Raw genomic sequence first — 12,361 nt, 5'->3', positions numbered from 1 at the left:
ACGGACGGCGCAGATCACGTCCGGGGTCCCACTGAGTCTCCCCTGACCTCGCCCTCAGCGGCGGCCTTTCGGCGTCGGTGCCGCAGTACGAAGAAACCGACGTACCCGATGATCACCAGCACGAAGCCGACCTTCTCCGCGGTCGGGGTCGCGCCCTCCGGCCAAAGCCGGCCGTCGAGGTAGTGGTTGATGTATCCGCCCTCGTAGACGCTCTCGCCACCATGTTCCCGGAAGTACTTCTCCGAACCGGTCAGCGGGCAGTCGTAGTCGATGATCACGATGGCCAGATTCCAGACCACGATGCCGAGATGCACCCAGATCAGCTTGGGCCACTTCCAGGCCAGGAACCCGCCGATCACGAAGAACAACAGGAAGGCGCCGTGCAGGATCATCATCACGTCGCCCAGGAAGCGCCAGATCATCGTCGTCAGCCTGTCGGTGTGCGAGTGAGGGCGTCCCGGACGGTGACCGGTGCCGGTGGGGTGTGCTCGGGCCGGATCGCGCCCATCAGGCGCTCGACCGCCGCCTCCATCTCACTGCGCCAGGTGACCGCGGACCGCAGATCCAGCCGTAGCCGCGGGTTCCGCGGATGATCGCGGACGACCCCGAACCCGACCGCCCGGAGGAACTCCGTCGGCCAGACACACCCCGGCCCGTCCCAGCGTGAGTCGCCGAACGCCTCGACCGCCCGGAATCCGCGCTTCAGCACATCCTTGGCGACCGCCTGGACGAGGATCTTGCCCAGCCCGAGCCCCAGGTAGCGCGGCAGGATCCGCCCGGTCGCCAGTACGACGGCATCCGGGCTGACCGGAGCGGTCGGGAACGCCTGGATCCGGGGCAGGTACGCCGCCGGGGCGTACACCGCGAACCCGGCCGGCTCGTCGTCGACGTACAGGACGACACCGGCACTGCCCCAGTCGAGCAGCAGCTGGGACAACCAGGCTTCCTTCTCCAGGCCGGTGTCACCGGTGCGGACGGCCTGCTTGGCGGCGACCGGATCCAGCTCCCAGAACACACAATCACGGCACGGCACCGGGAGCTCGTCGAGGTTGGCGAGCGTGAGCGGTTCCAGCCGTCGAGCCATCAGCGTTCGGTATCTCGGGTACGGATTGTTATCTTCGTCACGGTGAGTGTCGCCCTGCGTATCGTCGGGTCGCTCATCGTGCCGCCGGTGCGGGCGCCGGTGCCGGCTTCCGCGCGTCCGGGGTCTCCGCCGCCTCCGGGGCGACGTACCGCTGCTGCACCTTCGCGGCTGGTTGCCGCCGGAACAGCTCGCCGGCGAACCCGGCCAGCACGCCCAGCAGCAGTCCGCCGAGCGTCCAGCCGGCTGCCTTGCCCACGCTCATCCGATCCGCCTTCCGCATCCACCTCTCAGGTCGCACCCTGCCGCCGGCCGTCTCAGCAGCCAGATCACGGCATGGTCGAACCTGCCCCTATAAGGCATGGTAGTGAGAGGTTGCGCCGATCCACAGCCCAGGCACGCTTGGGTTGGAGGTCGTAACCTGGTGACTTCCCCCTCGATCACCTGTTGGAGTGGCTCCGTGAGTGCTGACCTGCCCGATGTCCGGCAGACCCGTCTCGACAACTATGTCGACCGGTACGCAGCACGGACCAAGGGCATGACCGCATCCGAGATCCGCGCCCTGTTCGCCGTCGCCAGCCGGCCCGAGGTGGTCTCGCTCGCGGGCGGGATGCCGAACATCGGCGGCCTGCCGCTGGACGTGGTCGGCAGCGCGGTCCGGGACCTGGTGATCGACAACGGCCCGACCGCGATGCAGTACGGCTCCGGCCAGGGTGACCCCACGTTGCGGGACCAGATCTGCGACGTGATGCGGCTCGAGGGGATCGACGCCCATCCGGACGACGTGGTCGTCACGGTCGGCAGTCAGCAGGCGGTGGACCTGGTCACCCGGGTGTTCTGCGACCCGGGCGATGTGGTGATCTGCGAGGCGCCGTCGTACGTCGGTGCACTCGGAGTGTTCCGCGCGTACCAGTGCGAGGTCGTCCACGTCGCGATGGACGACGACGGCGTCGTACCAGAGGCGCTGGAGCAGGCGATCGCCTCGGTCCGTGCGGCCGGGAAGCGGATCAAGTTCTTCTACACGATTCCGAACTTCCACAACCCGGCCGGTGTCTCGCTGTCGAACGAGCGGCGGCAGCGGGTGCTGGAGATCTGTCAGCGCGCCGATCTGCTGGTGCTGGAGGACAACCCGTATGGGCTGCTCGGGTTCGACGGCGATCCGTACCGCGCGTTGCGGGCCGACGATCGCGAAGGCGTGATCTACCTCGGCTCGTTCTCGAAGACGTTCGCGCCGGGGTTCCGGGTCGGCTGGGCGGTCGCGCCGCACGCCGTCCGGGAAAAGCTTGTGCTGGCACAGGAATCGGCCACTTTGTGTCCCCCGGTGTTCAGTCAGCTGGCGATCTCGTCGTACCTGAGCCGGCACGACTGGCTCGGGCAGGTGAAGCAGTTCCGGGAGATGTACCGGGAGCGCCGCGACGCGATGCTGGCGGCGCTGACCGAAAAGATGCCTGCGGCAACGACCTGGACCAGGCCGGGCGGCGGGTTCTATGTCTGGCTCACCCTGCCGGACGGGCTGGACGCGAAGGCGATGCTGCCGCGAGCGGTGACCGCCAGGGTGGCCTACGTGCCCGGGACCGCCTTCTTCGCGGACGGTTTCGGCTCTCAGTGCATGCGGCTGTCGTACTGTCATCCGACCCCCTCGCGGATCATCGAGGGAGTGGGCCGGCTGGCCGCGGTGATCAACGAGGAGCTCGAGCTGCGGCAGACGTTCGGGCCGCTGACACCGGGTCCGGGACGCGATTACGACGCTCCTGGGCCGGAGCTGAGCTGAGTCCCCAGCGCAAAGGTTGCGCAATGGATCTGCGGGCGGACGGGGGTCCCTGATTCGGTAGCGGTACCGTTCCTGTGGGCCTCGGGACCGGCGACCGAGCCGGAGTCGCCCACGAGTGATCGGGATATTTGTGATGAGTGATCTGGGTCGAGTGCTGGTACTAGCCGGTGGACTGTCACACGAGCGGGACGTCTCGCTCCGGTCCGGCCGGCGAGTCGCCGACGCCCTGCGCAGTGTCGGCGTGGAAGTCGAGCAGCGCGACGTCGACGCGAACCTGGTCGAACGGCTCCGCGATGATCCGCCCGACGCGGTCTTCCCCGTCCTGCACGGCGTCACCGGTGAGGACGGCGCACTGCGCCAGGTCCTCGACCTGTACGGCGTCCCGTACGTCGGAGCCGACGCGGCAGCCTGCCGGACAGCCTTCGACAAGCCGGTCGCGTCGACGATGGTCGGATCCGCGGGCCTGAACACGCCTGCGTCGGTGGTCCTCGGGCACGACACGTTCCGCGAGCTCGGCGCCACGGCGCTGATGGAGGCGGTGATCCATCAGATCGGCCTGCCGCTGGTGGTGAAGCCTGCTCGCGGCGGTTCGGCTCTGGGCGCCTCGATCGTGCGGTCGGCGGACGAGCTGCCGTCGGCGATGGTGAACTGCTACGCCTACGGGCCGGTCGCGCTGATCGAGCAGTACATCGACGGGACCGAGGTCGCGGTGACCGTTGTGGACACCGGCGACGGACCGCGGGCGTTGCCTGCTGTGGAGATCCGGCCGGACTCCGGGTTCTACGACTACGAGGCGCGGTATACGGCTGGCGCGACGCAGTTCGTCGTACCGGCTCGAGTGGGTGCCGACGTGGCTGAGGCCTGCGCGAAGGCGGCTGTGACGGCGCACGAGGCGCTGGGGCTGCGAGACCTGTCGCGGTCGGACCTGGTCGTGGATGCGTCCGGCGTGCCGTGGTTCCTGGAGGTGAACGTGGCTCCGGGGATGACGGAGACGTCGCTGGTGCCGCTGGCCGCCGAGGCCGCCGGTATCGAGCTGGGTGTGCTGTGCCGCGACTTGCTGGCTGCCGCTGCGGCTCGTTGAGGTCCTGATGTCGGAGCGGCCCTTGTGGCGGATCGTGCTGACGCCTCGGTGGTTGGGGCTGCTGGTGCTGGCGCTGGCGATCGCCGCGGTGATGTCGGTGATGGGCGTGTGGCAGCTGGAGGTGTACCAGTCCAAGACAGCGGCCGCGACGGCCAAGCGGGCTGAGGGCGCTCCGGTCGCGTTGCAGTCGTTGTTCTCGATCGACGAGGGTCTGCCGTCGAAGGCGGTCGGGCGACGGGTGAAGGTCAGCGGTACTTGGGGTCCGGCCGCCGACCAGCTCTTCATCACCGACCGCCGCCAGGGAGACCGGGACGGCTTCTGGGTCGTAACCCCGGTCATGCTGGACACCACGAACTCACCTCGCTCGACCCCGTCCACCCCCGGCTCCACTCCGTCCACGCCCGGCTCCACCCCGTCTCCGTCCAGCGCGACCCCGACCGAGTCCGGCACCGGGTCTCCTAGCCCTGGTGCCGTGATGGTGGTTCGTGGCTGGGTTTCCTCGGTTTCGGATCCGGCTGTCCGTGCGCCATCCGGCCCGGTGCAGCTGAGTGGAGCCGTCGCCGCCTCGGAGGCACAGGACGCGTCCGGCGATGCCGCGAACGGCCGGGTCCTGCAGTCGCTCCGGATCCCGACGATCGTGCACATGGTCGACTACCGGATCTACGACGCCTTCGTCGTACTCGCATCCATCGACTCCGGTACGACGCTCCAGCCGGCGCCGGCCGTCGTACCAGCGCCTGCTCCCCCGACCGATCACGCCGGGCTGCGCAACGTTGCCTATGCCTTCCAGTGGTGGATCTTTGCCGCCTTCACCCTCTGGATGTGGGCCCGCATGGTCCTGGACGCCCGCCGCTCCGACGGCGAACCGCCCTCGGACGCTGACCCGGACTCCGACTCTGGTGCGCTTGCTGACCAGGCCGAGGAGCCTGTGGAGTCAAGCGGTACCGTTTCAGCGTGACTTCACCAGCCGACCCCGCCACGTCCGCCACCCCGCAGCCGATCACCCCGGCCGTCCGCGGCGCCCTCACCCGCTACCGCGTGATCGCGTACATCGTCGGAGTCATGCTGCTGCTCCTGCTCTTCGTGGCGATGCCGCTGAAGTACCTCGCCGAGGACCCGAGCGCCATGGACGTCATCGGCCCGCTGCACGGCTTCCTCTACGTGGTGTACCTCCTCGCCACCTTCGACCTCTTCCGCCGGGTCCGCTGGTCCTTCCCCCGCCTCGTCCTGATGGCTCTGGCCGGCACCATCCCGTTCCTGTCCTTCTACGCCGAGCGCAAGACCACCCACGAACTCACCCGGCGCTGACGTCCTCCGCCTGAATATCCGGTTGGGTCGCCCCCGCTTGGTCACCTAGCTTTCGTCGGGTGACTTCTCTGCGCCGCTACACCCAGGCGAACCGGACGAGCTGGAACCAGATCATGCCCGCCCGCCCTGGCCGGCCCCCGAGCTTCTTCGAATCCGGCGGCACCACCCTGGAGGACTTCGAGGTACGACTTGCCGGAGACGTCACCGGCAAACGCATCCTCCAGTTGGCGTGCTCCGTCGGCGATGAGGCCTTGTCCTGGGCCGCACTCGGCGCCGACGTCACCGGCATCGACATCTCCGAGGTCGCCATCGACCTCGCCCGCGACAAGTCCCTGGGTGCCGGCATCGCGGTGGACTTCCGGCACGCCGACATCTTCGACCTCCCGGCGGACCTCACCGGCTTCGATCTCATCTACTGCAGTTGGGGCGCCATCTGCTGGGTCCCCGACCTGATCGTCTTCGCCGGCATCCTGGCCGACCGCCTCCGCCCCGGCGGCTCCGTCCTTCTCGCCGAACACCACCCCGTCTGGGAAGTCCTCGCCGTACGCGGCAGCGACCATCTCTCCGTCCACGGCAACTACTTCAGCCGTACGACGCCGCGCACCGACATCGACAACGCCAAGCTCCCGACCGGCGCCCGCGACAACCCGGCCGCTCCCGAGTTCTCCAGTTTCGTCTGGCCGGCCAGCGATGTCGTCATGTCGCTCCTCAACGTCGGCCTGCACCTGGACACCTTCTTCGAGGCTCCCGAACCCGACCTCTACCCCGGCCTGAGCTCCGCCGCGCACCTTCCCGCGATCTACGTCATCAAGGCCACCAAGCCCGATGTTTCACATGAAACATCCACCGCAAGTCACTAAGTCGTTTTGTCGACATATTCCGCCGACCGGTCAGCCAGAGGGCCGGCAGACGCGGAGACCTTGGGGCCGCCAAGCTGGCCGGCGTCGGGACCCCGAAATTCCTCTGTGAGCGCGATTCTGAGCGAGGTGGAACCCGGGCCCTGCAACGGTTCCGCGGACCTACGTGAGGAGCGGCCGCCCAGTGACGGAATTCGTCGAACGACTCGTACTCAAGAGCACCTTCACCTCGGACGACGTCGACTTCGTGTCGATGCGGCGTGGCTGGGTTCTGCGCCAGCACCGCCTTCCCGAGGGCGGTGCGTTCGTCGACGGCTGGTTGACCCTCGACGGCGAGACCGAGATCCATCAGGTCGACGACGTCCCGATCGGCATGCGCTACCTCACCGTCCGCGGCCCCGGCAGCACCGAAGTCGCCCACCACATCCGCAAAGACTGCAACCTCTGGTCAACCACCGAGGCCCTGGCCGAACTATCCACCGCCACCACCCGCGACGACCTACTCCCCGCCATCTACGCCGCCGCCCTATCAGCAACCGACCAGGACGCCCAGGTGGTAGCCGACGCGTTCCGGACCGTGGCAAACCACCCCGACGCGGAAGTCCGCCAGTCCGTACTCATCGCCACCGCCTACTTCCCCCATCCCGCGCTCATCGATCTAGTCCGCGAACTCCGCAACTCCGACCCAGCCGCCGACATCCGCCACAACGCCCAACACCTACTCGAAGCCCTACCCACAACCCACTGACCCACAGCGCCGGCCGGTCACGTCTCTTCCGGCCGCCCGCGAAGCCGCGCGACATACTCCGTGACGGAGCCCCTCAACTGAGGGCCGCAATTCCCAGGCCCATTCAACTCCCCGCGCCCGGCACAACTCGCATGTGCCGGCGCAGTTCCCCCCAAACTTCCCCGCTGCGGGCGCTTCCCGCCGCACGCTTCCCCCGGCGTACCCCCGCGCAGCGGGCGCACTCGTCCCCGCCGCGCACTTCCCCGCCCCGTGCACTTCCCCGCCTCGCGCGGCACCATCCCCGCTCGGCTCGGAGCTCGCAATTGCCGCAGCCGCTCGACTCGCCGCGTCCCGCTCAACTCCCACGCCCGGCGCAGTTCCCCCGCACACTTCCCCGCTGCGGGCGCTTCCCGCCGCACGCTTCCCCGCCGCACCCCCGCACAGCGGGGCGCACTCGTCCCCGCCGTCGGCCATCCCCGCTCAGCTGAGGGCCGCATTTGCCGCGCGGCGCCCAGCTCCCACCGAACAACTCGCGCCCCGCACCGCACATGGCCCCGCGCACTTCCCGCAGCGGCGCCGTCCCCAGCGCACAGCTCCCCGCCGCACACACCCCGGGTGCACATCCCGCCTCGCACATCGCGCCGCGCACATCCCGCCTCGCGCAGTTCCCCGCCGAAGGCGCCTGCCCGGCCGCGCCGTCCCCGCCGAACATCCCCAGGCGCGCTTCTGCGCAGCGGGCGCGTTCCCCGCCGCACGCCTCCCTAGCGCTAGTTTCCCCGCGCACTTCCCCCGCCGCGCACTTCCCCGCAGCCCGCCATCCCCGCTCGGCTGAGGGGCCCACGATTGCCGCGCCCGCTAAACCCCCGCGCCCCCGCTCAACTCCCCGTGCCCGGCATAGCTCTCGCGCCCCGTGCAGATCCCCGCACATATCCCCATCGCGCGCCGTTCCCCCGCCTCGCGCACGTCCCCCGCCGGGAGGCGCCTTGCCCGTCGCGCACCTTGCCTCCGCGCGGTTCCCCGCCGGGCCGGTTCCCGCCCGGCCCGTTCCCCGCGGCCCGTTCCCGCGACCCGTTTCCCGGTCCCGTGACTTCCCGCGGCCCGCGCTTTCCCGCCCGTGCGGGTTCCCTCGGGTCGGCGCTCGCCGACGGTGGGGGCTACTGCTGGTCTGTGCGGTTGGGGTCCATGAGGGTGACGATTCGTTCGAGGTCGTCGAGGGAGGCGAACTCGACGGTGATCTTGCCCTTGGTCTTGCCTAGGTCGACCTTGACTCGGGTTTCGAAGCGGTCGGAGAGGCGGTCGGCCAGGTCGACCAGGCGCGGGGCGACCGGCTTGTTGCGGCGGCGCTGTGGGGTCGGGTCGTCGCCGTTCATGTCGCCCAAGGCGACGATCTCTTCGACGGTGCGGACAGAGAGTCCCTCGGCGACGATCCGCTGGGCGAGGCGTTCGATCGCGTCACCACTTGGCAAGCCCAGAAGCGCGCGAGCATGCCCCGCCGACAGAACGCCAGCGGCGACCCGGCGCTGAACCGAGGCCGGCAGCTTCAGCAGCCGGAGCGTGTTCGAGATCTGCGGACGCGACCGGCCGATACGGGTGGCGAGGACTTCCTGGGTGCAGCCGAAGTCGTCGAGCATCTGCTGGTACGCGGCCGCCTCTTCGAGCGGGTTCAGCTGGCTGCGGTGCAAGTTCTCCAGCAGCGCGTCCCGCAGCATCACGTCGTCCGAGGTGTCGCGGACGATCGCCGGGATCGTGGTCAGCCCGGCCTGCTGGGTCGCGCGCCAACGCCGCTCGCCCATCACCAGCTCGTACTTGTCCTGCTCCAGCCGGCGGACGACGATCGGCTGCAGCAAGCCGATCTCCTTCACCGAGTGGATCAGCTCCTCCATCGCCTCCTCGTCGAAGACGGTGCGCGGCTGCTTCGGGTTCGGGGTGATCTTGTCGACGTCGATCTCCGCGAACGACGCCCCCGGTACGGCGGCCAGCTCGGGCTCCAGCTTCGCGACCGGCGGTGCACCGGGAATCGAACTGGACTTGCTGCCGAGCGTCGTAGTGCTACCGGGAGCGGGCGTGCTGGGAATCAGCGCACCAAGTCCACGTCCGAGTCGGGTGTTCATCGCGCTCCCTCGAGTTCGACAACCTGCTGAAGTTCTTCCACGTAGTGCTCGTACCGCCGATCCACCTACCCGCACCGCCGTCCGACCACGCCGCCCGTTTCACGTGAAACGCGACCACGCTGCCTCGACGGCACTAGCTGCCTGAGCAACCGTAACTGGTCCGGCCCAGCACTTCGACGTACGCCCCGTTTCACGTGAAACAAGGTCCACACACATTCGGGTACGACGACCACCGGCACACATCCACGAGCCGGACAGACAACGCGCCGGCCGAGAGGTTCTCGGCCGGCGCGCGGTCGGTTCTGATCAGGCGTTGTTGCGCATGGCAATCTCACGGGAGGCCTCCAAGTAGGAGAGAGCTCCAGCGGATGCCGGGTCGTACGCGAGCACCGTCTGCCCATGGCTCGGAGCCTCGGAGATGCGCACCGAGCGCGGTACGGCGGTCCGCAGTACGGCGTCCCGGAAGTGACCACGGACCTCGGCCGCGACCTCACCGGCGAGCTTGGTGCGGGCGTCGTACATGGTGAGGAGGATCGTGGAGACGTCGAGCCCGGGGTTCAGGTGCGACTTCACCATGTCGATGTGGCGGAGCAACTGAGACAGGCCCTCGAGGGCGTAGTACTCGCTCTGGATCGGGACGAGCACCTCGCGGGCCGCGGTCAGTGCGTTGACGGTGAGGAGGCCCAAAGACGGCGGGCAGTCGATGAAGACGTAGTCGTACTTCTCGCCCGCCGCTTCGGTCTCGGCCAGGTGTGCATCGAGGGATCGCTTCAGCCGGCTCTCCCTGGCCACGATGCTGACCAGTTCGATCTCGGCGCCGGCCAGGTCGATGGTCGCCGGGACAACCTGGATGCCCGGGTGCTCGGCGCACGGCTGGAGCAGCTTGCTCAGCGACTCGCCCTCGATGATCGCCTCGTAGACACCCGGGGTGCCCTCCGAGTGGTCGATGCCGAGGGCGGTCGACGCGTTGCCCTGCGGGTCGAGGTCGATGACCAAGATCCGGGCACCGTACAGCGCGAGGCCGGCGGCGACGTTCACGGTTGTTGTCGTCTTCCCGACGCCACCCTTCTGGTTGGCGACCACGAAGACTCGGGTTTCAGCGGGCAGCGGGAACTCACGGCCCATCGTGCGTCCTTCATTCACCAGCAGGGTCCGTTCGGTGGCGGCGGCGATCGGAGTCTCTAGAAGTCGTCGCTGAAGCTCATCCGAGGTGGCCCGCGCGGCGATCTGTGCGGCAGTCATAGCGCCCATTCCGATAGGTGCGGGACTTGGCCCGAAGAGGATGTCAGTTGGGGTCGGGGCGGGTCTGCCCCCAGCTTCATCCACAGGCCTCTGTGGACGAATTCCCGTGTGCGAGGGCAGTTTCAGGGGGTCGTCATCCACAGGTCGTGGAGACTCGTCGAAGTCGTCATCGGCGTCCACCAGGCTCGCCGATTCGGCTCGGCCACCATCATCTCGCGGCTGCTCCGTTTCACGTGAAACAGGTGCCACGTCGGTGGGCGGGGCAAGGTCCAAACCGCTGGCCGCTGCCGCCCGAAGAGCAGAACTGTCGACCGACAAGGGCTCCGCATCTGAGCCGGTGCTCCCCGGCGAGGACAGTTGGCCGGCATCGGCGTCGGCCGGCTGAACAGGGGTGCTCGGCGCAAGTCCGGCTCGCGCAAGCGAGGATTCGCTCGGGGCAGACGTGGGGTCGGCGAGTGCAGAGGCGCTCGGGGCAGACGCGGGGTCAGCGAGCGGCGGGGCTGCGGCCGTGGAGGCGCCGGCCGGCGCGGGACTCGAAGCGCCGGGCACGGGGGCGGCCGACGCGGGGGCGGCGGGCGCGGGAGCGATGGCAGCGCTGGCTGGTGCGGAGTTGCTGGGCGCGGTCGTCGGGCCTGCGGACGGGTCCGGGGTGATGGCCGGAGCGGCCGGTGGGGTCGGGGTAGTGGACGGGGTGGGGGTTGTGTCTGGGGTGGGGTCGGGGGTGATTAGGCGGATGGCGGTTTGGGGGTCTGATGGCCAGCCGATGCCTTGCGCTGTCTTCGGCTCACCGGTGCTCTTCTCTGGCCATCCGAGGGCACGACTCACCAACCCGCTCACCTCCCGCGTCTTCCGTGCCGGGATCCCCCTGCAGCACGTCCGGCCACAATACTCACGACTGTCGTCGGCTGGGCCAGTTCATCCACACCGAGTTGATGAATGTGCCAGAGCTCGGCCCCCAGAGACTCGAGTTCGCGTTCGGAGGCGTCCAGTTCCTCCTCGGCGGACGATCCCTTCATCGCCAGCATCAGTCCCCCTTCGACGCACAACGGCAGGCACCACCCGGCCAGTTTGCCCAAGGGAGCAACGGCCCGAGAAGTCACCACGTCGTACGACCCCCGCGGAAGATCCTCGGCCCGGGAACGGACGACGGTGGCGTTGCCGAGGTCGAGTTCTTCGACCGCCTGCTCGAGAAAGGTCGTGCGCCGGAGCAACGGCTCCACGAGCGACACCTGGAGATCGGGACGGACCAGGGCGAGCACGATCCCGGGCAGGCCGGCGCCGGTGCCGATGTCGGCGACCGTCGACTCCTCCGGGATCAATCGCTCGAGGACGGCGCAGTTCAGTAGATGCCGATCCCACAGCCGGGGAACCTCGCGCGGCCCGATCAGGCCGCGCAGTGTTCCCTCGGTGGCGAGCAGTTCGGCGTACGCCGCAAGCCGCACCGCCGCCCGTGGATACAGCTTCTCCACGAGCGGCGGCGTTTCACGTGAAACAGGTTCGGTCACAAGTCGTGTCCGGCGGGCTCTCGCGCGGAACGCACTGGGAGTGGCGTCGTCATCGGATCAGGCGGGCTGGACCACGACGCGACGGCGGGGCTCCTCGCCCTCGGACTCACTGGTCAGCCCGGCGGCCGCGACGACGTCGTGGACGACCTTCCGCTCGAACGGCGTCATCGGGTCGAGGCGCACCGGCTCGCCGGTCGCCTTCACGTCCTCGACGGCCTTGCGACCGACCTCTTCGAGCTCGGCCTTGCGGTTCGCCCGGAAGTTCGACACGTCCAGCATCAGCCGGGAGCGCTCGCCGGTCTCCCGGTACACCGCCAGCCGGGTCAGCTCCTGCAGCGCCTCGAGGACCTTGCCGTTCTCACCGACCAGGTTGTTCAGCTCCGCGCCGACGATCGAGACCGCCGCCCGGTCGCCGTCGATGTCCATGTCGATGTCGCCGTCCAGGTCGGCGATGTCCAGCAACTCCTCGAGGTAGTCGGCCGCGATGTCGCTCTCCGCCTCGAGTGCCTTCAGCCGCTCGTCCGCGGTGCTCGTCTTGACGGCGGACTGCTCCGCCGCCTCGGTGTTCTGCATGCCGTCGGTCACGGCCAACTCCTTCACAATCTCGAGATCCGCCCCACGGGGACCCAGGTGTACACAAGCAGGCAGGGTTACCGGCAACGACCGGTCAGCGTGAAC

General features: G+C 68.9%; 13 protein-coding genes. 6 read left to right on the top strand and 7 right to left on the bottom strand.

Going from position 1 to position 12,361, the window contains the following annotated elements; all coding sequences use genetic code 11:
* Positions 1-14 precede the first annotated feature (14 nt).
* From V9K99_RS05030 to V9K99_RS05020, 3 genes are all read right to left on the bottom strand, one after another.
* Positions 15-422 carry a DUF2784 domain-containing protein gene (locus V9K99_RS05030; RefSeq protein ID WP_337000623.1) on the bottom strand — a complete coding sequence of 136 codons (408 nt, stop codon included), beginning with the start codon at positions 420-422 and terminating at the stop codon, positions 15-17.
* Positions 423-427: 5 nt separating this feature from the next.
* Positions 428-1,084, bottom strand: a complete 657-nt coding sequence (locus V9K99_RS05025; RefSeq protein WP_337000625.1) for a GNAT family N-acetyltransferase — start codon at positions 1,082-1,084, stop codon at positions 428-430.
* Positions 1,085-1,157: 73 nt separating this feature from the next.
* A complete protein-coding gene (locus tag V9K99_RS05020) occupies positions 1,158-1,346 on the bottom strand; it encodes a hypothetical protein (RefSeq protein WP_337000627.1) in 189 nt (62 codons plus the stop codon).
* 195 nt (positions 1,347-1,541) lie between these two features.
* On the opposite strand from V9K99_RS05020, the gene V9K99_RS05015 reads away from it, so the two are divergent.
* From V9K99_RS05015 to V9K99_RS04990, 6 genes are all read left to right on the top strand, one after another.
* On the top strand, positions 1,542-2,852 hold the full coding sequence (locus V9K99_RS05015) for an aminotransferase-like domain-containing protein (protein WP_337000629.1): 1,311 nt from the start codon (positions 1,542-1,544) through the stop codon (positions 2,850-2,852).
* Positions 2,853-2,985: 133 nt separating this feature from the next.
* Positions 2,986-3,933: a D-alanine--D-alanine ligase family protein gene (locus V9K99_RS05010; RefSeq protein WP_337000631.1), complete on the top strand. Its 948-nt coding sequence runs from the start codon at positions 2,986-2,988 to the stop codon at positions 3,931-3,933.
* A 7-nt stretch (positions 3,934-3,940) separates the two neighbouring features.
* Positions 3,941-4,891 carry an SURF1 family protein gene (locus V9K99_RS05005; RefSeq protein ID WP_337000633.1) on the top strand — a complete coding sequence of 317 codons (951 nt, stop codon included), beginning with the start codon at positions 3,941-3,943 and terminating at the stop codon, positions 4,889-4,891.
* Entirely contained in the window at positions 4,888-5,241 is a 354-nt protein-coding gene (locus tag V9K99_RS05000; RefSeq protein ID WP_337000635.1) for a DUF3817 domain-containing protein, read from the top strand. Before V9K99_RS05005 ends, V9K99_RS05000 begins: the two co-directional genes overlap by 4 nt.
* 59 nt (positions 5,242-5,300) lie before the next feature.
* Positions 5,301-6,101: a class I SAM-dependent methyltransferase gene (locus tag V9K99_RS04995; protein WP_337000637.1), complete on the top strand. Its 801-nt coding sequence runs from the start codon at positions 5,301-5,303 to the stop codon at positions 6,099-6,101.
* 181 nt (positions 6,102-6,282) lie between these two features.
* Positions 6,283-6,846, top strand: a complete 564-nt coding sequence (locus V9K99_RS04990) for a HEAT repeat domain-containing protein (RefSeq protein ID WP_337000639.1) — start codon at positions 6,283-6,285, stop codon at positions 6,844-6,846.
* 1,133 nt (positions 6,847-7,979) lie between these two features.
* On the opposite strand, the gene V9K99_RS04985 is transcribed toward V9K99_RS04990, so the two are convergent.
* From V9K99_RS04985 to V9K99_RS04970, 4 genes are all read right to left on the bottom strand, one after another.
* Complete coding sequence (locus tag V9K99_RS04985) at positions 7,980-8,936, bottom strand: ParB/RepB/Spo0J family partition protein (RefSeq protein ID WP_337000641.1); 957 nt, start codon at positions 8,934-8,936, stop codon at positions 7,980-7,982.
* Positions 8,937-9,242: 306 nt separating this feature from the next.
* The gene (locus V9K99_RS04980) at positions 9,243-10,178 is read right to left on the bottom strand and encodes a ParA family protein (protein WP_337000643.1); all 936 of its coding nucleotides are present in this window, start codon (positions 10,176-10,178) and stop codon (positions 9,243-9,245) included.
* An 833-nt stretch (positions 10,179-11,011) separates the two neighbouring features.
* The gene (gene rsmG / locus V9K99_RS04975; RefSeq protein ID WP_337000645.1) at positions 11,012-11,647 is read right to left on the bottom strand and encodes a 16S rRNA (guanine(527)-N(7))-methyltransferase RsmG; all 636 of its coding nucleotides are present in this window, start codon (positions 11,645-11,647) and stop codon (positions 11,012-11,014) included.
* A gap of 93 nt (positions 11,648-11,740) precedes the next feature.
* Positions 11,741-12,268 carry a Jag family protein gene (locus tag V9K99_RS04970; protein WP_442914701.1) on the bottom strand — a complete coding sequence of 176 codons (528 nt, stop codon included), beginning with the start codon at positions 12,266-12,268 and terminating at the stop codon, positions 11,741-11,743.
* Positions 12,269-12,361: the final 93 nt, after the last annotated feature.

This window comes from Kribbella sp. CCNWLW201, assembly GCF_037203805.1.
GTDB lineage: Bacteria > Actinomycetota > Actinomycetes > Propionibacteriales > Kribbellaceae > Kribbella.
Note: the sequence above shows the minus strand (reverse complement) of the source record. Positions and strands in the feature narration are given on the sequence as shown.

Excerpts from the sequence above, each read along its gene's own strand:
- V9K99_RS04980 (WP_337000643.1), bottom strand. The coding sequence starts at position 10,178 with ATGACTGCCGCACAGATCGCCGCGCGGGCCACCTCGGATGAGCTTCAG.
- V9K99_RS05030 (WP_337000623.1), bottom strand. The coding sequence starts at position 422 with ATGATCTGGCGCTTCCTGGGCGACGTGATGATGATCCTGCACGGCGCC.
- V9K99_RS05010 (WP_337000631.1), top strand. The coding sequence starts at position 2,986 with ATGAGTGATCTGGGTCGAGTGCTGGTACTAGCCGGTGGACTGTCACAC.
- V9K99_RS05025 (WP_337000625.1), bottom strand. The coding sequence starts at position 1,084 with ATGGCTCGACGGCTGGAACCGCTCACGCTCGCCAACCTCGACGAGCTC.
- V9K99_RS05005 (WP_337000633.1), top strand. The coding sequence starts at position 3,941 with ATGTCGGAGCGGCCCTTGTGGCGGATCGTGCTGACGCCTCGGTGGTTG.
- V9K99_RS05020 (WP_337000627.1), bottom strand. The coding sequence starts at position 1,346 with ATGAGCGTGGGCAAGGCAGCCGGCTGGACGCTCGGCGGACTGCTGCTG.
- V9K99_RS04985 (WP_337000641.1), bottom strand. The coding sequence starts at position 8,936 with ATGAACACCCGACTCGGACGTGGACTTGGTGCGCTGATTCCCAGCACG.